General features: G+C 40.4%; 20 protein-coding genes. 11 read left to right on the forward strand and 9 right to left on the reverse strand.

Translation table 11 applies throughout. The features are described from left to right. Nucleotides 1-171: 171 nt before the first annotated feature. The 4 genes from AC2JBO_RS22915 to glyA form a co-directional block, all read right to left on the reverse strand. Complete coding sequence (locus AC2JBO_RS22915) at nucleotides 172-561, reverse strand: STAS-like domain-containing protein (RefSeq protein WP_496955964.1); 390 nt, start codon at nucleotides 559-561, stop codon at nucleotides 172-174. Between the two features lie 95 nt (nucleotides 562-656). Continuing rightward, complete coding sequence (locus tag AC2JBO_RS22920) at nucleotides 657-1,904, reverse strand: competence/damage-inducible protein A (RefSeq protein ID WP_496955965.1); 1,248 nt, start codon at nucleotides 1,902-1,904, stop codon at nucleotides 657-659. Between the two features lie 282 nt (nucleotides 1,905-2,186). After that, entirely contained in the window at nucleotides 2,187-3,233 is a 1,047-nt protein-coding gene (locus AC2JBO_RS22925) for a glycosyltransferase family 4 protein (RefSeq protein WP_496955966.1), read from the reverse strand. Between the two features lie 179 nt (nucleotides 3,234-3,412). Further along, complete coding sequence (gene glyA, locus AC2JBO_RS22930) at nucleotides 3,413-4,696, reverse strand: serine hydroxymethyltransferase (protein ID WP_496955967.1); 1,284 nt, start codon at nucleotides 4,694-4,696, stop codon at nucleotides 3,413-3,415. 419 nt (nucleotides 4,697-5,115) lie between these two features. Here glyA and AC2JBO_RS22935 point away from each other — a divergent pair, with 419 nt between their 5' ends. Beyond that, a complete protein-coding gene (locus AC2JBO_RS22935) occupies nucleotides 5,116-5,313 on the forward strand; it encodes a hypothetical protein (protein ID WP_496955987.1) in 198 nt (65 codons plus the stop codon). A 9-nt stretch (nucleotides 5,314-5,322) separates the two neighbouring features. Here AC2JBO_RS22935 and AC2JBO_RS22940 read toward each other — a convergent pair whose 3' ends face one another. Both AC2JBO_RS22940 and AC2JBO_RS22945 read right to left on the reverse strand, forming a co-directional pair. Further along, nucleotides 5,323-6,720, reverse strand: coding sequence for a glycosyltransferase family 4 protein (locus tag AC2JBO_RS22940; RefSeq protein ID WP_496955968.1), 1,398 nt, complete (start codon nucleotides 6,718-6,720; stop codon nucleotides 5,323-5,325). A gap of 511 nt (nucleotides 6,721-7,231) precedes the next feature. Further along, nucleotides 7,232-8,230 (reverse strand): anti-sigma factor antagonist, encoded by a 999-nt coding sequence (locus tag AC2JBO_RS22945; RefSeq protein ID WP_496955969.1) that lies wholly within the window; start codon nucleotides 8,228-8,230, stop codon nucleotides 7,232-7,234. A 282-nt stretch (nucleotides 8,231-8,512) separates the two neighbouring features. On the opposite strand from AC2JBO_RS22945, the gene AC2JBO_RS22950 reads away from it, so the two are divergent. Next, nucleotides 8,513-9,322, forward strand: a complete 810-nt coding sequence (locus tag AC2JBO_RS22950; RefSeq protein ID WP_496955970.1) for a 7-carboxy-7-deazaguanine synthase QueE — start codon at nucleotides 8,513-8,515, stop codon at nucleotides 9,320-9,322. Between the two features lie 301 nt (nucleotides 9,323-9,623). Here the strand turns inward: AC2JBO_RS22950 and AC2JBO_RS22955 are convergent, their stop codons facing one another. Next, on the reverse strand, nucleotides 9,624-10,265 hold the full coding sequence (locus AC2JBO_RS22955) for a DUF3318 domain-containing protein (RefSeq protein ID WP_496955971.1): 642 nt from the start codon (nucleotides 10,263-10,265) through the stop codon (nucleotides 9,624-9,626). A gap of 198 nt (nucleotides 10,266-10,463) precedes the next feature. On the opposite strand from AC2JBO_RS22955, the gene uvrC reads away from it, so the two are divergent. From uvrC to AC2JBO_RS22975, 4 genes are all read left to right on the forward strand, one after another. After that, entirely contained in the window at nucleotides 10,464-12,353 is a 1,890-nt protein-coding gene (gene uvrC, locus AC2JBO_RS22960; RefSeq protein ID WP_496955972.1) for an excinuclease ABC subunit UvrC, read from the forward strand. A gap of 809 nt (nucleotides 12,354-13,162) precedes the next feature. Further along, complete coding sequence (locus tag AC2JBO_RS22965) at nucleotides 13,163-13,342, forward strand: replication restart DNA helicase PriA (RefSeq protein ID WP_496955973.1); 180 nt, start codon at nucleotides 13,163-13,165, stop codon at nucleotides 13,340-13,342. A 226-nt stretch (nucleotides 13,343-13,568) separates the two neighbouring features. Beyond that, complete coding sequence (locus AC2JBO_RS22970; RefSeq protein WP_496955974.1) at nucleotides 13,569-14,075, forward strand: hypothetical protein; 507 nt, start codon at nucleotides 13,569-13,571, stop codon at nucleotides 14,073-14,075. A gap of 67 nt (nucleotides 14,076-14,142) precedes the next feature. Then, nucleotides 14,143-14,493, forward strand: a complete 351-nt coding sequence (locus AC2JBO_RS22975; protein WP_496955975.1) for a translation initiation factor — start codon at nucleotides 14,143-14,145, stop codon at nucleotides 14,491-14,493. 905 nt (nucleotides 14,494-15,398) lie between these two features. On the opposite strand, the gene AC2JBO_RS22980 is transcribed toward AC2JBO_RS22975, so the two are convergent. Beyond that, nucleotides 15,399-15,884: an allophycocyanin gene (locus tag AC2JBO_RS22980; RefSeq protein WP_496955976.1), complete on the reverse strand. Its 486-nt coding sequence runs from the start codon at nucleotides 15,882-15,884 to the stop codon at nucleotides 15,399-15,401. Nucleotides 15,885-16,016: 132 nt separating this feature from the next. Here AC2JBO_RS22980 and rlmD point away from each other — a divergent pair, with 132 nt between their 5' ends. Both rlmD and AC2JBO_RS22990 read left to right on the forward strand, forming a co-directional pair. Next, nucleotides 16,017-17,390 carry a 23S rRNA (uracil(1939)-C(5))-methyltransferase RlmD gene (rlmD, locus tag AC2JBO_RS22985; RefSeq protein WP_496955977.1) on the forward strand — a complete coding sequence of 458 codons (1,374 nt, stop codon included), beginning with the start codon at nucleotides 16,017-16,019 and terminating at the stop codon, nucleotides 17,388-17,390. Between the two features lie 437 nt (nucleotides 17,391-17,827). Further along, entirely contained in the window at nucleotides 17,828-18,286 is a 459-nt protein-coding gene (locus AC2JBO_RS22990; RefSeq protein ID WP_496955978.1) for an ATP-binding protein, read from the forward strand. A gap of 63 nt (nucleotides 18,287-18,349) precedes the next feature. Here the strand turns inward: AC2JBO_RS22990 and AC2JBO_RS22995 are convergent, their stop codons facing one another. Then, a complete protein-coding gene (locus AC2JBO_RS22995; protein WP_496955979.1) occupies nucleotides 18,350-18,628 on the reverse strand; it encodes a DUF6439 family protein in 279 nt (92 codons plus the stop codon). A 157-nt stretch (nucleotides 18,629-18,785) separates the two neighbouring features. Between AC2JBO_RS22995 and AC2JBO_RS23000 the strand changes: the two genes are divergently transcribed. From AC2JBO_RS23000 to AC2JBO_RS23010, 3 genes are all read left to right on the forward strand, one after another. Beyond that, nucleotides 18,786-19,145: a sll0565 family protein gene (locus tag AC2JBO_RS23000; RefSeq protein ID WP_496955980.1), complete on the forward strand. Its 360-nt coding sequence runs from the start codon at nucleotides 18,786-18,788 to the stop codon at nucleotides 19,143-19,145. Between the two features lie 7 nt (nucleotides 19,146-19,152). Continuing rightward, complete coding sequence (gene asnS, locus AC2JBO_RS23005; protein ID WP_496955981.1) at nucleotides 19,153-20,556, forward strand: asparagine--tRNA ligase; 1,404 nt, start codon at nucleotides 19,153-19,155, stop codon at nucleotides 20,554-20,556. 546 nt (nucleotides 20,557-21,102) lie between these two features. Continuing rightward, a complete protein-coding gene (locus AC2JBO_RS23010; protein WP_496955982.1) occupies nucleotides 21,103-22,005 on the forward strand; it encodes a hypothetical protein in 903 nt (300 codons plus the stop codon). Nucleotides 22,006-22,682: the final 677 nt, after the last annotated feature.

The raw sequence follows: 22,682 nt of genomic DNA on the forward strand, positions 1-22,682 counted from the left end.
CTATTTGACAACCGGCGCCACGAATGCGTCGCAAAGCAGAAGTATAAGCGTATCTATATTGGGAGGATATGTGACTGGGAGGACCATATATATACATCCAGATGTTGGCATCAAACAGTACCCCATCATGGGAGTTAAAATGATATGTTTCAATGGGGTACACTTGTTTGGTCATATTGCATCTTCACCCATAGCTTGAATAATCGCATTTTTAAATTGCTGCGGATTATTAAGGTAGTCTTTCACATCTTGAATAACACATTCAATATCGGCGGCATCATCAGGGTCGATATCGGTAAAAGTTAAGTTGCTTTCTATGTGTTCTTCAGAGAAATTAGTATATAAACGACTAAAAGCTTCAGCTAAAAACGCGGAGGTAATATCTTCGCCACCTCTAAAGGAGAGGTGAACTTTTTTACCAGCTTTTAAAGCTGTGGCTACGTGTTCGTAAACCCGCTTTCCGTCCTCACACACTACACAGCATTTGTCTCCAAGTATGTCAGTAACACAAATCGTTACTGTACTTTCGTTTTGAATAGGCAAGGATATGAAGCGATTCATTTTGAAACGGGTGATACCATTTTCAATATCTAATTCTAACCTGATTTGAAGTTCAATGCAGGCGCATACAATACAACATTCGCAGAATAATAATATTAGCGAGTTAGCAATTTGCGGCGTAGCAAGTCTAATGCTGTACAAGCACTAACATGACGAATTAAACTGCGTCCACGTGTGGCACCAAATTGGTTCTCAAAGCTTTCAACTCCATCCGGTGCTGCAAGTCCAATATAAACTAATCCCACTGGTTTTGTTTCACTAGCTCCAGTTGGCCCTGCAATACCTGTTATACTTATTCCCCAAGTTGTGCCCAAACGGTTTTTAACACCAACAGCCATTTGTTCAGCAACAACGGAGCTTACTGCACCATATTTTTCCAAGTCTTCTGGGTTAACCCCTAGTAAATTTATTTTTGCTGAGTTGTCGTAAGAGATCACACCACCCCAAAAATAGTCAGAACTTCCTGACTTTTCTGTCAGCATTTGCCCTAAGAGTCCACCAGTACACGACTCTGCGACCGAAACGGTTTGGTGTTGAGTGAATAGTAACTCACCAACTACAGAAGCTAGGGTATCATTATCGGCACCGTAGTAGTTAAGTCCAGCGATATCTTGGAGTTGTTTTGCAACAGGGGCAATTATTTCTTCAGCAGCAGCATGAGATGGTGCTTTTGCAGCGACTCGTAACTTAACTTCACCTTTGGAAGCATATGGCGCCACAGTTGGATTAGATAAATTAAGATAAGAACTAACCTTTTCTGCCAAAGCTGATTCTGCAATACCCCAAAACTTTAACATTCGACTATAAATAATTTCTTTGCCCCAACCTTGACTTTGGAGGTAGGGAACAGCTGTTTCTTGCCACATCTGGTGCATTTCATAAGGAACACCAGGAAAAGTCAAGATAATTAACCCTGGTTTTGGTTGCCATATTATACCAGGCGCCGTTCCTGTAGGGTTAGGTAAAATATCAGCACCAACTGGAATCAAAGCTTGTTTACGGTTACTGGGTGTCATCACCCGATTGCGAGCCGCATATTTTTCCGTAATGTCGGAAATTATATCATCTCGTTCAACCAAAGGGGCGCCGAAATAGTTTGCAATTGTCTCGCATGTTAAATCATCAGGAGTTGGTCCCAAACCACCTGTAAATATTAAAATTTGTGAACGAGAAGTGGCAATTTTAATTACATCAAGCAAACGTTCAGTATTATCACCGACGACAGTTTGATAATAATGAGGAATACCTAATTTCGCTAACTCCTGGGCAAGGTATTGAGAATTGCTATTTAGAATATCACCTAGTAGTAGCTCAGTACCAACACAAATAATTTCTGCACTCATTTTAAATAAAGTAGGGTGCGTGACATTATAACAATCTTAAAACGAAGCAACCAGCCAAGTGGTGTCACGCACCAAAGCTGTGTGTGATTAATTTTAGGAAGTAGGCGCCGCTGTTCTTTTATTTTACGTCCTGGGAAATGCTCTTAATTCTTTTTCTCGTGTCTCTATGGTAAATAAGTTCTGGTGCGTGACACTACCAGACTGCTTACTTCGTTTGAGGATTGTTATGGCATCACACACCCTACCTTACTTCGTTTGAGGATTGTTATGGCGCCACACACCCTACCTTACTTTGGAGTGTTTCCAGACTTTCCAAGAAGTGTAACTTAGTAAGGAGGTCGCAGCGCAAGCAAAAATGGCGCCGCTGGGAATTCCAACGATTGCCATTGCTAAACAACCAGCCCATAATGTGAGGGAGTAAATAAATAAAACTGCCCACCGATGTGAGAGTCCAGCGTTGAGTAAGCGGTGGTGCAAATGGCGTTTGTCGGCACTGAAGGGTGATTTTCCCTGACGCAAACGCGCGAGAATGACGGCGGACATGTCAAAAATTGGGACGGCAAGAATTACATATGGTAGTAATACCGCTGTGACAGCAGGAATTTTGACTAAACCTATAATACTAACGGCGGCAAGGGTAAAACCCATGAAGTATGACCCACCGTCACCCATAAAAATCTGAGCGGGGTTGAAATTATATCGCAAAAACCCTAATGAGGCGCCTGCAAGTGCAGCAGCTATTAATGCAGCAGCAGGTTGCTTCATAAATAGTGAAACAACAAGTAGCACAACCGCTGCAATTCCCGATACTCCTGCTGCTAATCCATCTAATCCGTCAATCCAGTTAATGGCATTTACCATTCCTGTTAACCAAATTACCGTAATTGGTAAACTTAACCAGCCAAGCTGAACAATACCAACTGTCGGAATTGTCACAAAATCTATACTTACGCCTGCTTTCCAAACACCTGCTGCTACAATTACTTGCAAAACCAAACGTGTAAATGATGACAAGTTTAATAAGTCGTCAGCAAATCCAATTGAAAAAAAGCATATTCCCCCTAATACAACTCCTATAACTTGCCATTCTTTATCAGGAGGCAAATTTCCAAATCCACCTAACCACCACACAAGAATTAACGATAATATTGTGCCAGCAAAGATGCTCACACCTCCGAGGCGTACCATTGGACGTTGATGAACTTTACGTTCCCCAGGTTTATCAAGCCTTCCGCTTTTTATACCGAGATTTCTAACATCAGGGGTAGTCCAGAGAACGACTACTGCGGCAACAAGAAAGGCTATCAGATGATATATCTGAATAGACATTGGTATTTTTTTTGTAATGTATACAACGTAAATCTGTGAGTATTTTTCAGACACGCCTTCGTCTTTAATATATATACTAAGTTCTGCTAATTAATCAGTATAAGGTTTTTAATTCGCTTAATTTTAATTATATTCCCTTAGATTCCCAACTTCTTTAAAAAGTCGGGAATCTAATATACCTATACTAAAGCTGGTACAGGAATTTGGATATGGGGATATAAGGGGAAGCGTTCGCAAAGTGATGCTACCCTCTTGCGACAATCTTCAGCGACTGCACTGGAGTCGGGGTTAGTTAAGCAGTCGGCGATAATGTTGGCAATTTCCACAAATTCTGTTGTTCCCATACCGCGCGTCGTCATTGCTGGTGAGCCTAGTCGTAGACCACTGGTAACAAACGGTGATTCTGGGTCAAACGGAACAGTGTTTTTGTTAGCAGTAATATTTACTGTACTAACAAGTTGGTCGGCTTGTTTTCCGGTCATACCAACACTACGTAAATCTACAAGCATCAAATGATTATCTGTACCGTTGGATACTATTTTCAATCCACGCTGTTGCAATTGGTTAGCCATTGCACGCGCGTTTTCGATGACTTGGGCTGAATAAGTTTTAAATTCAGGTTTGAGCGCTTCGCCAAAGGCAACGGCTTTACCTGCGATGACGTGTTCTAATGGACCGCCTTGGCTACCAGGAAATACCGATTTATCTAGCTTTTTACCTAATTCGGCATCACGGGTCATAATTAAACCGCCACGAGGTCCGCGCAAGGTTTTATGAGTTGTTGTTGTGACGACATCACAGTAGGGGAGGGGGTTGGGGTGATGTCCAGTAGCAACTAAACCAGCAATGTGAGCAATATCTGCTAGCAAGTAGGCGCCAACTTCATCCGCAATACTTCGGAATTGTTCAAAGTCAATAATCCGTGGATATGCTGAATAACCGCAAATGATGAGCTTAGGACGCTCCCTAAGCGCCTGCTCACGGATAATATCGAAGTTAAGTTGTTCAGTTTGTTGATCTACACCGTAGTGTGATACTTCAAACCATTTACCGGATACGTTTACTGGTGAACCGTGAGTTAGGTGTCCACCGTGGGACAAGTCCATACCCATGATTTTGTCACCTGGCTCAAGCAATGTTAAAAATACCGCAAAGTTTGCTTGGGCGCCTGAGTGAGGTTGAACGTTCGCGTGTGTGGTGCCGAATAACTGCTTTACACGGTCGATAGCTAGCTGCTCAATTTTATCAACATATTCACAGCCACCGTAGTAACGTTTGCCAGGTAAACCTTCGGCGTATTTGTTTGTAAGTACCGAACCTTGTGCAGCAAGTACCGCAGCAGAGGTAAAGTTTTCACTGGCAATTAATTCTAAGTGGTCGCGTTGACGTTGAAGTTCATCGCCAATCAGTTCCGCAACTGCCGGGTCAGAATTTGCTAGAAAGTCAGAATTTGTCTTTGTCATAGCATCTAGTTAAGTATATAGCCATCGTATTCGAGCTAGATTTATTCTAGCTTGCTGTAACATTTGTAATGTTATGCATCAGTAATAAGCAAACCGCGTATTACTGCTGTATAATCAACACACGTAATCACAACAATAGAATATTAGCTTATACAATTGCGTAAACTATAATAGCGCTCTTTGAAACCTTCAGTGTAAGTAGGGCTATGCCCACCCTACAAATACACACGATTTTTTCAGGTAATCAAACCAGATTCTTGTATTTAAATTTATTTCTGAATATTGAATGTGTTATAAAGAATACTACTAATTTCTACGGTTCATATAGTAAGTAAATTCAACAAGTAAATTTACTTATATAGTGCGCTTGTTGCAAAGTAGTATTTAAGTGTTTTTAGATAATTAAATAGGTGGGCATGATGTTAGCAATCTTAACAGAAAATCAAATTTATGCACCCGGACAGGTTTGTCAGTCGTGTATGCTTGCAGATGCAAACGGTCAACCGCGTTGGCGCGCAGGACAATTATACTGTGGTCGGGCTGTCGGTAAACTTACCTCCGACCAGCCCGAACAGTATCAGTGTGTGATGGGGTTTCGAGTTGTTAAAGTTGAGTAATGGAAGCGCTCAAACTTGCTCTACGCGCGAGGGTTGAGAAACTGTTTTTGGTTTGGTAGTGCTGTTATTGTCAGTAACTGCATAGAATGCTGGTTTGTATACTGGCTGAATAACAGGTGGAATAACTATCGGTTGAACAACTGGTTGAATAACGACTGGTTCGACAACTGGCTCTGGAACTGGTGTTGTAATTGCGTAAAATAGATTCTCGTATTGATTTAAGGCGTTATCGAACGAATAGTTTTCGACTGCGTATTTACGGCTGTTGTAACCTAGTGAATTAACTTCTTCCGGTGCCAAATACAAATTTGAAATAGCTTTGGCTAATGCTTCTGGGTCTTCAGGAGGAACAACAATACCACCTCCACTTTGAGTAATTGCCTTTGCTGCAGTTCCAGTGTAAGGTACTGATGCAACAATTGCTCGTCCACTAGCCAGTGCAACCTGAATTTTAGAAGGCATGTTGAACGAAATTACATTTTTCTTCTGTACTACTAGGCTAACATCTGCAGCAGCTAGCATTACAGGCAGTTTTTCACGCTTTTGAAACGGCAGCAGCATCACGTTGTCGGCGCCATACTTGTTACATTGAAGTTGTAAACGCTCTAAACCTTTAGCTTCACCAACAATCACGAATACGATATCTTTGATGTGACGCAACTTGCTAGCAGCTTTGATCACAGTCTCTAGACCTTGAGTCAAAGCAATATTGCCTGAGTACATCACCACAAACTTACCGTTGAGGTTGTGGGTAGAACGAAATTCATTATCTTCTTTCGACAAAGGACGAATAAAATTCACATCAACCCAGTTGGGAATTTTGACCATTTTGCTCTTGTCAACGCCCTTTTGCAGTAGATTATCAATGAACCCGTCGGCGATAACGCTAATTTTTGTAGCTGTACGGTAAGCAAATTTTTCCAGCGTCTGAAAAACTTTGATTAAGTGTTTATTCTTGAGCAAACCAACGTGTATTGCCGCATCAGGCAGAATATCTTGAAGGTTCAACACAACTGGACAACGGTTCCACCATCCTAGTAGTGCAGCAGGTACACAGCAGGGAAGCGATGGTGATGTTGTTAATATCACTTCTGGGCGCCAACCAGACAAAGCAGGAACAAAGCTAGTAATGGCAAAACTGGCGTCAAGCAAAATTCGGTCGAGTAAGTTTGGTTGAGGACGTATCCAAACAAAACTACGCTGAATTTTCACACCGTTCTTTTCTTCTGTAACGAAAAACTTACCTTTATACTCTTCATAAATTTGACGCTGAGGGTAGTTAGGCATTGCTGTCACCACACGTACTGAATGTCCACGCAGTACTAGTCCCTCAGCTAGCTCGGTCATTAACGGAGCTATACCAATAGGTTCGGGGTGATAGTTGTAAGAGTAAATTAAAATTCGCATAAATATATGTTCGTTTGAACAGCCCTGGTTTATGCTTTTTAGGCAAGATGGAGTTCACGCTACCCTTGTCTAGAAAACATTGGTTACTAACAATTTTCTCTTCAGAGTTTATTAACGTCCGTTTTTTTTCGTTGAAGATTAAGTAAACTTCGTTTCAGTTCTTTACACAGTACGTAATACTTTTTTAACCAATGTTCAAAAAAATGATGTTTACTAATTTTGGTAAATTTAAGTAAATGTTCGCTTACCTGAGCGCGCGGGACTGACTTATGAAATCTACAAGGGAGAAGACTTTAATCGGTATTTTCAAGGTCAAGAGCGGTTCAAAGCTGGTCAAATTAGTAATTACAAATTGTCAATCAAAACAAATTTACAGGTATTAACCGAGACAGCTTTAAGATATACCAGCATTAAACAACCGAAATTTCTTTAAATTTTATCCGTGGAGAGTAAACACAAAAAAACCCGGTTTTTCACCAAACCAGGTTTTTTATACTGTTATTTTTCGGTTTTAGACTGCACCACTGTTTTTTCGGAACAAAATTGTAATGGTTTTGAAAATCAACTTGAGGTCGTATAGTAGAGTCCAATTCTTCTGGTATTGTAAATCTAAGCGAATTACATCCTCAAAACTGCGTATACTAGAACGACCATTGACCTGCCATTCTCCGGTCATTCCTGGTTTTACATCTAAACGTTGCCATTCGGGCACTTCGTAGCGGGCAACTTCATCTGGGGTAGGGGGTCTAGTGCCAACCAAACTCATTTCGCCTTTGAGTACGTTTAAAAACTGTGGTAGTTCGTCAAGGGAAGTTTTTCGCAAAAACCGTCCGACTTTTGTGACTCGTGGGTCGTTATCAATTTTAAAAAATGCACCTTGGACTTGGTTTTGCTTTAGTAGTTCTGCTTTTTTTGCTTCTGCATCAACGCACATCGAGCGAAACTTCCACATTCGGAAATGTTTACCCATCCAACCACAGCGCGTCTGACCAAAAAAAACTGGGCCTGGGTCATCAAGTTGGATTGCAATTACAATTGGAATTGACAAAATAGCAGTAATTACCAAACCGACTATAGCCCCAACTATATCGATTAAACGTTTCATCCAAGATTTAACTGAAGGATGAGTCGTTGGTAAGTTTTCTTCCAACTGGTCAGTACGTGTTTCCGGGTCGCTGGATGATTCGATTGTGAAAACCTCATTCAAGCCGGTCAAATTTAATACTGCCATCACCTGTGGTGTGACATTTCGCAACGTCATCTCAATTCCTTGCTGTTGAGCAATTTTGAAATTACTCACCAAAGCTCCTAACCCACTACTATCCATAAAAGTGGTATTGTCAAAGGCAACAATAATTTTTTTCAATACTTTATTTTTTTGGGTTAGGTCTTGGCAGGTTTGTTTGAAGGTGATAGCTTCAAGTACACTCAACCTAGGGGGAACCAGCACTATTGCTGCATCCGCTTGGAATGTGACGAGAAAATCTGCCTCTGTGGGTTGGCTAGTCATGAAACCTTGCACTAAACTTTGCTGTTATTATGTATTTTGTCCAACATCATTGTGTCCTAAGATATACCCTAGTTCAATGTTTTCTATCAGTGTAACTACTGCAATTACAATAATTACTTTTCTCTAACTAATTGCATATTCCGAATTGGTGAATGGCGCCTCCTGTGGGATAACAAAGATTCAAAATATAGGTTCAAAATACAAAAGGCACTTCTGTGTGAATTTTGTTACAGTTTCAAACTCAGTCATATTCGCCCGTTATATTTTTGATATACCGATAACATGACCACAATTCGTACTACGAATACTACAATTTCTACAAAAAACGCACGCTTGGTTGAGGTATTTTCCGCTATCCAAGGGGAAGGACTAAACGTTGGAACTCGTCAAATTTTTATCAGGTTCGCGCTTTGTGATTTACGCTGTCACTTTTGCGACAGTTCTAATACATGGAATGCACCAGATATATGTAAAATCGAGCGTTCCCCTGGTTTGCGTGATTTTGAAGTTCATCCAAACCCAGTAACATTATCTATGTTACTTCAATGGATTGAGCGACAAAATATACCTCATCTACACGATAGCATTAGCTTAACAGGTGGCGAACCGCTTCTTCACGCTTCCTTCCTTGTTGAGTTTTTACCCCAAGTTAGTAGAGCAACCCAATTACCTATATACTTAGAGACTGGTGGACATCGAAGCGAACAGCTAGAGATGGTTTTACCATATCTCGACTCAGTAGGTATGGACTTTAAACTCGAAAGCGTTAGCGGTGAAAAGCGCTTTCCTGAACACGCGCGTTTTTTACAGCTTTGCCACGATTCACATGTAGAAGTTTTTGTCAAGATTATTGTTTCAGCATCGACAGATGTCATGGAGTTGGAGCGAGCAGCGCAACTAGTCGCAGAAACAAATCCATTGATTCCAATATTTTTGCAGCCTGTAACACCCTTGGTATCACCAACAGGTGCTTCACAACCAATCCTAGCACCCTCTCCCGATGATGTTTTGCTCTGGCAAGCGATTATGAAGCGAATAGTCAACCATGTACGAGTAATTCCTCAAACCCATAAGATGATGAATCAGTTATAGTGATTTTCCATTCTATAATTCCCGATTAAAGTAAATTTCCCATATTGTAGAGATTTTACGTCAAAGTCTCTACTGCTTTATTGTATTTTTAAAACTACAATGTATTATGTAAAATTATTTTTTTGATTTAATATTGATTTAATATTGCATTAATGTTGATTTAATAAAGTTAAAAAATTAGTTAAAAAATCAGCAAAATGCTCACGCAGGCAGTATTATAAAACCTTCCTGCGCGACAAACGCACCTCTTCACTCATAACTCATAACTCAGCACTCAGCACTCAGCACTCAGCACTCAGCACTAGATATCATCATCCATGTTTCTTGATTTGCCTCTAACTTTATTTGCGCTGCGTTTGAGTGCGCTGAGGCGAGCTTCGTATTTAGAGCGTTCACGTTTGCTATTCGTGGTATCAATCAAAGTTTTCAGCGCACTTCCCAAACTTTTGTAAGCGTTGGGCAGAGTGTAACCGAAACGCTGGGCAAGTCCAATTGCTTTTTCATCCGCTTCGATTAGTTCGCGCGCAATTTTTTCGCCACTATTTTTTTGATAAAGGCGCCAGCCAGAAACACCGCATAACGCTAAAGCGAGGACTAACAATAATCCATCTTGAACCCAGAGTTCACCAACGGCGCCACCTAAACCAATTGCGAGTGCCGCCATTTCCCAACCGTCTTTGGGAATTGTATCATTTTGAATACGCGCGACTTCATGCCAGAATAACAGGTTGCGCTGGTCGATTGCGAGAGCGTCCCATTTCACCAAATCGATTTGAATTTCTACTTGGTCTTTACCAATTTCTTCGCATCTAACAAGGGGTGGATTGACTTCTGTCGTTCCTTCGACCGTGACCCAGCTTTGTAATTCTGGTGGCAATAAACCTTTCAATCGACGTAATTCGCTCATTTCTGCCTTAGCAGAGGAGGTTGCATAGGATGCCATATATCCAGCCCCGGAATAAATCAGTACAATAGGGTATCACTATGGAGTATAGCGATTTTACAAGCAATTTAGCAGAGACGTTGTAGAGACGCGACATGTCGCGTCTCTACAACTGATTGGGTAATATCGCCCTACTCTATGGTTCATTAAAAAATTAAAATATATATAAGTAGATTAATATAATTAACTTTTTTAACTGTGACAATATCTGGTAAAGTCTTACCGCTCGTCAAAGACCCCGAACGCTTGGAAAATCGTCTCAAGGAAATTCCCCCTGAACCTGGGGTATATTTCATGCGCGATGCTAGTGACCGCATTATGTATATTGGTAAATCTCGTAAACTGCGGTCTAGAGTCCGCTCGTATTTTCGTGACTCACAGCGTTTGACCGAACGTATTGCGACAATGGTCAAGCAAGTAACTGATATTGAGTTCATTGTCACCGATACAGAAACCGAAGCACTCGCACTCGAAGCAAACTTAGTTAAGCAGCATCAGCCTTATTTTAATGTTCTGCTCAAAGACGATAAAAAGTATCCATACGTATGTATTACATGGTCAGAGGACTATCCGCGTATTTTCATCACGCGAAAACGACAGTTAGGTAAGGGAAAAGATAAGTTTTACGGGCCTTATACTGATTCGCGGTTGTTGAGAGAGATTTTACGCATTTGTAAGCGAATTTTTCCACTCCGTCAGCGTCCACAACCGTTATTTAAAGACCGTCCTTGTTTGAATTATGATTTAGGTCGATGTCCAGGGGTGTGTCAGAAACTTGAGACTCCCGAAGAGTATCGTAAAACTGTGCAAAAAGTTGCGATGGTTTTTCAAGGACGCGGGCAAGAGTTGGTAGATATATTAACTGAGGCAATGTGTAAGCAGGCAGAAGCGTTAAACTTTGAATCTGCCGCGCGTTATCGTGACCAAATAAATGGTTTAAAGTCGCTGACTGCTGACCAAAAGGTATCACTTCCTGATGATACTGTTTCGCGCGATGCCATCGCTTTGGCAAAAAATGATAATCATGCTTGTATTCAATTATTTCAGATTCGTGCAGGTCAACTCGTTGGGCGCCTAGCATTTGTTGCGGATGGAAGTGCAGAACCAGGAGCTATTTTACAACGGGTGTTAGAAGAACACTATCAAACTGCTGATGATATAGAGATTCCTTCCGAAATATTGGTACAGCACGAGTTACCCGATACTGATATTTTGGCGGCAGCTTTGAGTCAACGTAGAGGTCGTAAAGTTAGTATTGTGGCGCCACAGCGTCAGTTAAAAGCTGAATTGCTCGAAATGGTTGAGCGTAATGCTCAGTACGAGTTAGAACGAATGCAAAAATTAGGTGACCGTAACTCGGAAGCTATGCAAGATTTAGCGTCAATTATTGACTTACCCGACTTACCCCACCGTATTGAAGGTTACGATATTTCTCACATTCAAGGTTCTAATGCAGTTGCTTCGCAGGTAGTGTTTATCGATGGGTTGCCTGCAAAACAACATTACCGTCATTATAAAATCAAAAATCCCACCGTTACGGCGGGTCACTCGGATGACTTTGCTTCGCTTGCGGAAGTTATACAGCGACGATTTCGTAAATTTATCGAAGACCCACAACTACAGCGTTTGGGAAACCCGGATTTTCCAGATTTAATAATGATAGATGGTGGTAAAGGACAACTTTCTGCGGTTGTTGCCGTTTTACAAGAAATGAATTTAATCGAAGACGTGCGGGTTGTCAGTTTAGCGAAAAAGCGCGAAGAAATCTTTTTACCTGGTGAAAGTTTACCAGTAGAAACAGACTCGGAGCAACCGGGAGTCCAACTTTTGCGACGTTTACGTGATGAAGCGCACCGTTTTGCCGTTACATTCCACCGTCAACAGCGTAGTGATAAATTGAAGCGGTCACGTTTGGATGAAATACCCGGTTTAGGAAGTCATCGTCAAAAACAACTTTTGGCTCACTTCCGCTCGGTTGATTATATCCGTCTTGCAACTCCTGCACAACTTGGCGAAGTTCCAGGTATTGGTTCGCGTTTAGCTCAAGAAATTTACGATTATTTTCATCCCTCAAACTCAGATATTTGATCAGATGTCTAATTTGAGGCGCCCTTTTAAGAAATGATGGGTAATTGACAGTTGGAGAATTCCACCACCGATTACCCATTACCGATTACCCATTACCCATTACCAATCACTACATTAGCAAATCTTTCAAAGACTGTTAATGTCTAACATTGGAATTTTTGATTAAATTTTCTTACAAAAATTAAATTTCAACTCTTCAGTAACTAAATATTAATTAACTATTAAGTTTTATATCATAGTTTCACCAGTAAACTATACCTAAGTCGAGCGCGATTACAAAGTTTATTATAAAATTCTGTACTCAATCTTACAGTAGTAAGCATTTTTTTAAGAATTGGGTTCACACTTGTAAAGTACTGAAATCTTCAGTACTTTTGTTAGTTTGAGCCTGCTTTTTCACGTCTACAAGCCAATAAACTCATCAAAAAGTAAATTTCGATACAAAAGCTGGGTATTATTTTTAACTAACTTTAAATACTGTTGATTATTTAAGTAAAGTCGTTACTAGTTGTAAACAAGTTACTCTCAAGGGTTACACAATGGGGATCACTACAAACCTAAATGGGCGCCAAGTAAAAATAGTTAGGTAATATGTCTGAAGTTATATAGGCAATTACGATTTTATTGAGCATAATAGAAAAACATATAGACAAGTTTTACAAAATGTTGGGACTGGATGAGAACTAGTGTCAATTATGTAGTTATGTGTAGCAATGCGCTTATTGACATAATTGCCACAAAATCGGCAAAAAAGACAGTTTTTGTGAAACAATTTCAAACTAAAAGCGATTATTAAAAGGGGCTTTAAAGTGCAAACTATACAAACAATTCGTTGTCCTAACTGCGGTAGTGAAGGTGAAAGACATTATATTTATGAAAGCCAAATTACTCGGACACAGTGTCCTACTTGTGATTATTTAATGATTACCTGTACTCGAACTAACAGAGTTATAGAAGCATATGCGCCAGGAATTCCCGCGCGTAGATAAAATGAATAAACTAGTAAAAAAGCAGTAAAAATCAGGATTTCGGGCTTTAAACCTGGTTTATTGAGTTTAATACCAGGTTTTTTAACTTGATTTATTTCTAAAGATGGAGCGCGTTTCCTTCAAAGGCTAGATGTAAGCTTTCATATATTCAACCACACTTAATAGCAGTAAACTCAGTGCTGTTAGTTAAGCAGCGCACTCTTTAAAGGCAGGGTGGTTGAATGTGATGGGCGAAATAAGTAAACAAACTCAGATACAAACGAGAAGGGCATCGTTTCCGATAGCAGTTTTTCTTTCAGCTTTACTGACAGCACCGATACTAAGCGCTTGTGGGGGTGGTTCGGGAACTCCGACTGCTGCTCCTCCTGTAAACGATGCACAAGGAAGACAGGTAAATGATCCTAATGGAGCGAACCAAGTTCAGAAAAAGCCAGGACTTTCGACGCGGAATAAAGTACTAATTACCTTAGCAGGCGCCGCTGCGCTTTACTATCTTTATAATCAGCGTAAAAATGCCCAAGGTAATGGGGAAAAGGGAAAATATTATCTTTCTAAAAATGGACGAGTTTACTACCGCGACGCTCAAGGTCGTCCAGTATGGGTATCAGCACCATCTCAGGGTATTCAAGTGCCTGCGGAAGAAGCACAAAGATACCGTGATTTTCAGGGGTATGATGGACGCACGACAGGACGTGATTTAAGAGATGTTGCACCACAAGGATCTGCGTTCTAGAAAAGATATTTAGCCAAATTTTTGTAGCTTAAGTTTGTTCATTACAAGTTTCACAGGGAGAAAAATAATGGTAGACGATTTTTTACGCAAAGCAAAAGACTTTTTGGTTAGCGGTGTAGATAGAAAGGATGAGGAAGGGGAATATCGTGATGTTCGTCCAGCGAGTGAAGACCCCTATGGCGACCCTGCTGATCAACAGTATGGTGATGTTCGTCCAGCGAGTGAAGACCCATATGGTGACCCTGCCGACCAACAATATTATGGTGAACGCGCGGGTTACGAGCAGTATGGAGATGTTCGTCCAGCGAGTGAAGACCCATATGGTGACCCTGCCGACCAACAGTATGGTGATGTAATTCCTGCAAGCGAAGACCCTTATGGAGACCCTGCTGACGAAGAAACATATCGTCGCCGTTAATATTTTATTAACTTCTCTAATTATTCTCTGTACATCCGTGCCTCTGTGGTAGATATTTTTACTCCAGAGCCACAGAGAGCACAGAGGGGAGGTTGTTTTGTAGGAAATTACTGAAATTATGGCGCCACACGTATCTAATCGAGTTACTTTTGATGTATTGATTATTTACTTAAGTTTTTTAAGTTATATTTATAAGGTATAAAGATTATTTAAAAAATAGTAATATTCTTTACAGTATTTGATAAGTTTATATGTATATAAAAATTTGGATTACATTGTTCCAACTTGAACAAATAATTATAGTCGGTATTTTGTAGATAATGATGTAAATAGTGAAAATACGGGACGAAATAGATAGATTGGTAACTGTGTTGTGATGAGAATCACAGTGTTGTATGACTTAGATCGCCGGACAATAGCTGAGATACTGGAATAATAAATTTAACTGAACTCTAGCCGAGTCATTAATAGGGAACACACTAAGCGCCGACAGCCTCTGAACAAGACTGCCGGCTTTTTGCTTTGGGGTAAAATTATCAAATTGTGCCCTGTGATAAGTATCACAAGCATTAATGACGTAAATCGCATCCTAATTAGGGTGAAATAGGCATAATTAGAGACAACTGAACTCTAGCCGAGTCATTAATAGGGAACACACTAAACGCCGACAGCCTCTGAACAAGACTGTCGGTTTTTTGTTTGTTGACTTTTTTGGGTAGATAAAATTTCCCCACACCTTGTTGGTAATTCGACAGAACTGCCAAGTAAACAACAGGGTGTGGGGAGTTACAATATTAATTGATGATTTTATCGAGGCTTACAGGCTTTTGGAATGCGGCGCCAGTTTGGATTATAAAATTACCAGCATGACGTGTACCTACCAAAAACTACTCGAATGTGGTTGATTAGGACATCCCTTGGATGATGTAATCAAAGTAGGGTGAGGCAACAGTGGCATCATCAGCAGTGAGCAAATCAAGAGAGGCAGTTTTGAGACAGCTAATCGCTTCCACCATTCCAGGTAGAGGTACACCTAACGAATTGTACATTTCGCGGGCGCCGACAATACCAATTTTTTCGATTGGTCCCTTATCACCAGCAAGCACACCGTAGGTAACGAGGCGTAAGTACCAGCCAAAATCACGGATACATTGAGCGCGCTCGCGTTGTCCGTAAGCGTTTCCTCCGGGAGAAATAAAGTCGGGACGCTTACGCCATAACTGCTTGGTTGCTTCCTGAACTATCTTCTTTTCGTTTTCGGAGAGCGCGGAAACAATACGTACCCGCTGCTCACCTGTTGTCAAAAAGTCTTTGATACTATTGAGTTCGCCACTGCTGGGATAACGCAGTTCGTCGTCGGCTTTGAGAATAACTTGGCTTACTACAGTCATGATTAATGCAGCATGAAATATTATTAGCTAGTTTAACGAGTCTTGAGTACACAAGTGAAGGGTTTGACACTTGTGTGTATTGAAATTATACGTTCGTCCGTGGATCAAAGGGTAATACACATTTTTGTTTTTATGGTTAATTGGCAGCAAGGGGAAATAATCGAACTTGAAATTACTGACCTCAACGATGATGGAGATGGTGTCGGACGCGCGGGCAGTAGGGTAGTTTTCGTCCCTGATACCGCTCCAGGAGATGTAATCAAAGCGCGTTTAGTTTTTGTAAAACCCAAATATGGATATGGGACTCTTAAGGAAATCTTAAGACGGTCACCCCACCGAGTTCGACCTAGTTGTATTGTTGCTGATAAATGTGGCGGTTGTCAGTGGCAGCATATTGATTATGAATATCAATTAGAGGCGAAACGCAAACAAGTTATTCAAGCTTTGGAGCGCATTGGAGGTTTTCAGGCGCCAAATGTTGATGCAGTGCTTCATACGGGTACGTCGTTAGCTTATCGAAATAAAGCAACTTACCCTGTAGCTTTATCAGCAACAGGTAATACGGTCGTGGGGTACTACCAAAAAAATAGCCACCAAATCGTAAATTTAAATCAATGTCCTATTCAAGATGAGCGTTTAAACCCACTGTTGGCAAGAGTAAAACTTGATATACAGTCGCGCGGTTGGGAACCTTATGATGAAAAGCACCACACTGGGTTAATTCGACATCTGGGCTTGCGGATTGGGCGCCGGACGGGAGAAATGTTAGTGACGTTAGTAGTGAAAGATTGGAATATACCAGGAATTGAGACAGTAGCGCAAGACTGGTTAGACAGTACACCCCTACTTGTTGGAGTGATGTTAAACAATCAGAGCGAGCGTACTAATGCCATTTTTGGGCGAGAAACTCGTCTAGTTGCTGGCAGAAATTTTTGCGTTGAAGAATTTGAGGAGCTTGAATTTCAAGTACGTCCCGAAACGTTTTTTCAGGTTCATACCGAAACAGCGGAAGCGTTAGTACAGCAGATAAAAATGTCCCTTTGTCTAAATGGTCAAGAAACTTTACTCGACGCTTACTGTGGCATTGGTACGTTGACTCTACCGCTAGCTTCTGAAGTTAGTCGCGCTATTGGTATAGAGGTACAACCGGAAGCTGTAGAGCAAGCTCGTTTAAATGCTCTGCACAATGGCGTTGATAATGTTAAGTTTTATGCCGGAACTGTCGAAAAACTAATTCTCTCGATAGATGTAATTCCCGATATTGTTGTCCTTGACCCACCACGAAAAGGATGTGATAAAGCCGTTATTGAAGCTTTGCTCAAACTTAAACCCAAGAGCATAGTTTATGTAAGTTGTAAAGTTGCCACTTTGGCACGTGACTTAAAATTACTCTGTCAAGATGGAACATATAGCCTCACGCGCGTGACTCCGGCTGACTTCTTTCCACAGACCGCACATGTGGAAGTTGCGGCATATCTTGTGTTATCACAGTTGTCAGGGCAGTGAGGAATGAATATAGAGCGCTTTTGATTTCAAATTTGTAGTCTAGTGCATAGTAAAAATGCTAAAATTGAATTAAGCTAAAAATATAATTCCTTTTAACTAAAGAAATTGAAGTTGCATCGTCACTGAAGCGTATGAGTGAGGACTCTTAGTAATATGAATCAGTAGGAAACAAGATAGTAAATGGCTTGCGCTCGATCAAACTGCGATATCAGTATTGCTGTTTTATTTAGCAATAATGTATTACTTCATTGCTACTGGTGAATATTAATTAAGTAGTCCAAAAATATGATAAGAGACTTTGCTCCCTAGCTATTTTCAAAATTTAGTTTTAAAGACGCAAGTTTGAATTTGTGCGACCACCTCAATACTTGTCAGGGTGTCTGTGTAACGCAAACTGATGTCTCGAAAGACCGAACTCTAGCTATGGGGTTTTCCTTGTGATTACTATCTCGCTCCGTCCTGTAGGACGTAATTGGGGAACAATAAGTTTCGCCTCAACCCTGTATCTCTGTCCAATTTTAGATTTGCTACTGGCAGAGATTCCGATGAAAATGCAAGCAGAATTACGATTAGGACTTCAAGAAGCCCTAGTAAACGCCGCTAAACATGGTAATAATTTAGACCCTAGTAAAAAAGTTATAGTTCGTTTTTCACTTATTGATAATCAATATTGGTGGGTAATATCAGACCAAGGTGGGGGTTTTGAGACGACTAAATCATCTGATTCAAGTTGCGACACCGACCCGGTAGAATATTTACCACCCGACGAAGCCGAAAGCGGTCGTGGTTTATGTATTCTCCATCAAATTTTTGACCAAGTTGAATGGAACCGTAAAGGTACTGAACTCCGGCTTTGTAAGCAGTTAGAAACAAGACCACGGCTTTTAAGAAAGTAGTAAAAAGTGATGAGTGCTGAGTGCTGAGTAGTAAGTAGTAACTCAAAACTCAGCACTCACAACTTATTTAGTTCCATGTGTTGGGCAAGGTGGCGCCGAAATTGAGTGGTCGAGCCAGCCAACTGCTTGTTGAAGCCTTGGTAGTGCTTCTTGTTTTTGATCTTTAAGTAAAAACACCAGTGCCGCAGCAATTTGTTCAGACGCGCGGGCTTTGCGGTTGGACTTGAGACGGTGCCAGTCGTTTGGTGTAATACCAAGTCTTTCAGAAAGCGCTTGCGCGATTTCCAAGTCGCTGAAATCTTGTAATTGTAATGATTTAGGCTGCTGTGTAGATTGTGACATAAGAATAAGTAATGAGTGCTGAGTATTGAGTGCTGAGTGTAAAGACGTGTAAACCGGAGGTTTTCCCGCAGGGACTAATCACGTCTCTACTAATGACTAATGGCTGTAGGTTGTAATATAACGGATTGATTATTTAATTTTAGTTTAAAACCTGTTCATGAAGCCGTCGAAACAAGAAAGCCAGGAGCCATCAGGTGAAGATTCACAGGAATTTGAGCAAGGACTCTACGAAGTTGAGCAAGCCCTTGTTGCCCTTAAAGAACGTTACAAACAGATTGAGAATGATTATAATTTACAGATTGAATTAAAGAGGCGCCTGTCGGAACTTCGCAAAAGTAAGTTACCAGAAATGAAAGCGGAGTTAAAGCACATTCAGCAACAGTTAGAAGTATTGGAAATAAACTTAGAAAGTCGGTTATTGAACTGGCGCTCTTTTCGTGACCCATTTTGGCAAATTGTCCGCTTCAGTGGATTGGGCGTTATTATAGGCTGGTTATTAAAGTCTTACACATTGTGATAAATATATGATAGAAAGACGGATTGCGTCCATATTACGTAGTGGACAACCAGACGAAACAGTAAAGGTACAGGGTTGGGTACGCACGAAGCGCGAACTTAAGGGTTTTGCTTTTATTGAGGTAAATGATGGTTCATCGATGGCTTCTTTACAGGTCGTCATTAATGAAACTGTACCTGACTATAGTGAAATTATAAAAAAAGTAAATACAGGCGCCTCGGTAGAGGTAGATGGTGTAGTAGTAGCATCACAGGGTAAAGGGCAACGTATTGAGGTGAAAGCGAGTACAGTTCAAGTGTACGGTGATGCTGACCCAGAGACATATCCGTTGCAAAAGAAGCGTCACTCGTTTGAGTTTTTGCGAACCATTGGACATTTACGCGCGCGTACCAACTCGTTCGGCGCTATGTTTCGTGTTCGTAATGCTTGTGCAACAGCAATTCATCAATTTTTCCAAGAACGTGGTTTTTTGTGGGTACATACTCCAATTATCACAGCAAGTGACTGCGAAGGCGCCGGAGAAATGTTTAGCGTCACGAGTTTTGATTTGAATAAAATTCCTCGTACTAAAGAAGGCGCCATAGATTATAGTAAAGATTTTTTTGCTAGACCAACGTATCTAACCGTGAGTGGACAGCTTGAAGCTGAAGTCATGGCGATGGCATTTAGTAATGTCTACACTTTTGGTCCAACATTCCGCGCGGAAAACTCGAACACATCGCGTCACCTTGCAGAATTTTGGATGGTTGAGCCAGAGATGGCGTTTTGTGACCTCAAAGAGGACATGGACTTAGCCGAGGCATTTTTGAAACATATTTTTAAATATGTGATGGAAACATGCCCAGAAGACATGCAATTTTTTAACGAGCGTATAGATAATACAGTATTGGCAACGGCTGATAATATTATAAATAATCAGTTTGAACGCATTACATATACTGAAGCAGTCAAGCTATTAACCCAAGCCGTCGAAAAAGCTGATGTTCAATTTGAGTATCCAGTAAGTTGGGGTACAGACTTACAGTCAGAACACGAACGTTACTTGTGCGAGCAGCTATTCAAAAAGCCTACAATCATCAGTAATTATCCCGCGCAAATCAAAGCCTTTTATATGCGCTTAGATGAAGATGAGAAAACAGTTTCGGCAATGGATATAGTGGCGCCGAAAATAGGGGAAATTATTGGAGGTTCACAGCGGGAAGAAAGATTAGATGTGTTGCAAAGAAGAATCGCAGCACAAGGAATGAAAGAAGAGGATTTATGGTGGTATCTTGATTTAAGGAGATTTGGCACAGTTCCCCATGCTGGTTTTGGTTTGGGGTTTGAGAGAGTTGTGCAATTTATGACGGGAATGGGTAACATTCGTGATGTTATACCGTTCCCAAGAACACCAGAAAATGCAGAGTTTTAATTACCCACCCCTAACCCCTCCCTTCAGGATACTGCTGGTCATTCAGGGGTATTACCCCTCAGTTCCACGATTTTGCGTTGTTTCCAAAATTGTAGAGACCTTACATGTTCGGTCTCTACACGTCGGTTTTTACGAAATAATGGGCGCCACCCCCGAATCGCCAGCGGTATCCTGAAGGATACCGCTGGCGAATAGTAGGTCTGACCTAGGGTGTTGACTCTCATGCTTCGGGGACAATAATTTTCACGCACAATCTGTGTCTAGTGGCGCCAGCGTTAAGCCTTGTATTATAGCTACTTTGAGCTTTTGCTTTTAGACACAAAAGTTGTATGAACAATTTTTACCTAATTTCTCACAAAGTCAACACCCTAGGTCTGACCCCCCAGCATCACGATTTTACGTCATTTTCGCGAATGTAGAGACCTTACATGTTTGGTCTCTACACGCCTGTTTTTATTAAATGATGGGTGCCACCCCTGATTCGCCAGCGGTATCCTTCAGGGAGGGGAACAAGATTTTCGCTCTTATTATTAAAAATTTAAATCAATGTCTTTACGCAATATCACCTTTCCCGAAGAAAACCCGTTTTACAAGATTAAATATCGTCATACATTAGGATGGGGACTTTTATTTGCTCTGGGAATAATCATACAATTAACTCTGATATCAAACTACCGTCAATTAAAATTTGATCTTAAAGACCCTTTTATTGCTTTAGTAGTAAGTACTCTCGTTTATCTATTCATTTGTGCTTGGATATGGCGCCGACTTGAAATATTGGAGGCAAAACCACGGCACCTAGTTGGTAGAATTCCGCAAAAACCTCAATGGGGTTCGGTATTTTTATTAGTAATTTGTCGTGTATTTTTCTCTATTGGTTCGGGTTTAATAATATATAATATTGTCTCTATAGCTTTTCCTTTGTTCGTAGAAAACAATTTAAATCAAGCTATCAAAGTAGAGGAGTCTAAAATAATACAACCTTGGCTCTATTCGTTTTTGCAAATTCTATCTCTAGTATTTATGACTATATTAAATAAATTTTATTATCAAGGATTTCTTTTGCATCGTTGGTCAACCAAATGGGGAGTAAAATCGGCATTAGCAGCTATGTGTATTCTTTTCAGTATTGGAGGCTACACTAATATACTTGGAACACTTAGCAATACGTTAATTTACTCTTTGTTATACATCAAAACGCGAACGCTGATTATTCCGATAATTGCTCAATTAATAGATTTTATTATTTTAAGGATTTATTGGAAGTTATTTCCAATTTATAGTGTTAGTAGAAATATGAGTCTTTTAGAAGGTTTTCGTTCTTTATGGTGGGTAGGATTAATAATGGTATTGTTATCGCTTCCTCATCTAATAAACTTTGTGTATAAAAACTGGAAGTTGACTACAGAAGAAAATCTACCATATTTTACTAATGCTTCTGAGTATTAAGTTAATTTGCAACGGATGTAACGGATGGTTTATTATTAAAACTCAATATTTCACCTGCTGTCTTCTTTCCTACAAAATCATCAAAAGATTGTTTGGAAGTACTATATATAACATGGTTTATGAAATTTATAACTACGCTCATACTCGCCTACTAAGCCCCAGGCTAATAGCCTAAGTCCATTACAATGGACTCATTACAAAAAGTAATATTGAAAACATGAATATTTAAAAATTGTTATTTATACGTGTAGGTGTCTGGTTGAAATTTTCCTAGAGGATATATGTATATCTAGTTTATCCTCTAGGAATTTTGGCGCCTAGTTGAGATTTTCCTAGAGGATATATGTACATCTGATTTATCCTCTAGGAATTTTGGCACCTGTTGAAATTTTCCTAGAGGATATATGTACATCTGATTTATCCTCTAGGAATTTTGGCGCCTAGTTGAGATTTTCCTAGAGGATATGTGTATATCTGATTTATCCTCTAGGAATTTGGCACCTGTTGGGATTTTCCTAGAGGATATGTGTATATCTAATTTATCCTCGTTGAAGGAAGGCGCCAATCTCAAATCTTTTTTACTCTTAACTCTGTGTACAGACCGAATTAATTCGGTCTGTACGTGTCTCTATGATAAATAAAACTACGTTAATGCACAGGCGAGACGCCCGTGCTAC

The sequence above is a fragment of the Calothrix sp. CBUCES-K 9914 genome (assembly GCF_059640475.1).

Bases quoted from the DNA above. Each gene is read 5' to 3' on its own strand.
- AC2JBO_RS22935 (WP_496955987.1), top strand. From the start codon at position 5,116: ATGTTAGCAATCTTAACAGAAAATCAAATTTATGCACCCGGACAGGTT.
- AC2JBO_RS23000 (WP_496955980.1), top strand. From the start codon at position 18,786: ATGAAGCCGTCGAAACAAGAAAGCCAGGAGCCATCAGGTGAAGATTCA.
- AC2JBO_RS22955 (WP_496955971.1), bottom strand. From the start codon at position 10,265: ATGGCATCCTATGCAACCTCCTCTGCTAAGGCAGAAATGAGCGAATTA.
- AC2JBO_RS22915 (WP_496955964.1), bottom strand. From the start codon at position 561: ATGAATCGCTTCATATCCTTGCCTATTCAAAACGAAAGTACAGTAACG.
- glyA (WP_496955967.1), bottom strand. From the start codon at position 4,696: ATGACAAAGACAAATTCTGACTTTCTAGCAAATTCTGACCCGGCAGTT.
- AC2JBO_RS22980 (WP_496955976.1), bottom strand. From the start codon at position 15,884: ATGACTGTAGTAAGCCAAGTTATTCTCAAAGCCGACGACGAACTGCGT.
- AC2JBO_RS22940 (WP_496955968.1), bottom strand. From the start codon at position 6,720: ATGCGAATTTTAATTTACTCTTACAACTATCACCCCGAACCTATTGGT.
- AC2JBO_RS22925 (WP_496955966.1), bottom strand. From the start codon at position 3,233: ATGTCTATTCAGATATATCATCTGATAGCCTTTCTTGTTGCCGCAGTA.
- asnS (WP_496955981.1), top strand. From the start codon at position 19,153: ATGATAGAAAGACGGATTGCGTCCATATTACGTAGTGGACAACCAGAC.
- AC2JBO_RS22970 (WP_496955974.1), top strand. From the start codon at position 13,569: ATGGGCGAAATAAGTAAACAAACTCAGATACAAACGAGAAGGGCATCG.
- AC2JBO_RS22950 (WP_496955970.1), top strand. From the start codon at position 8,513: ATGACCACAATTCGTACTACGAATACTACAATTTCTACAAAAAACGCA.
- AC2JBO_RS22920 (WP_496955965.1), bottom strand. From the start codon at position 1,904: ATGAGTGCAGAAATTATTTGTGTTGGTACTGAGCTACTACTAGGTGAT.
- AC2JBO_RS22995 (WP_496955979.1), bottom strand. From the start codon at position 18,628: ATGTCACAATCTACACAGCAGCCTAAATCATTACAATTACAAGATTTC.
- AC2JBO_RS22945 (WP_496955969.1), bottom strand. From the start codon at position 8,230: ATGACTAGCCAACCCACAGAGGCAGATTTTCTCGTCACATTCCAAGCG.
- AC2JBO_RS23010 (WP_496955982.1), top strand. From the start codon at position 21,103: ATGTCTTTACGCAATATCACCTTTCCCGAAGAAAACCCGTTTTACAAG.
- AC2JBO_RS22975 (WP_496955975.1), top strand. From the start codon at position 14,143: ATGGTAGACGATTTTTTACGCAAAGCAAAAGACTTTTTGGTTAGCGGT.
- rlmD (WP_496955977.1), top strand. From the start codon at position 16,017: ATGGTTAATTGGCAGCAAGGGGAAATAATCGAACTTGAAATTACTGAC.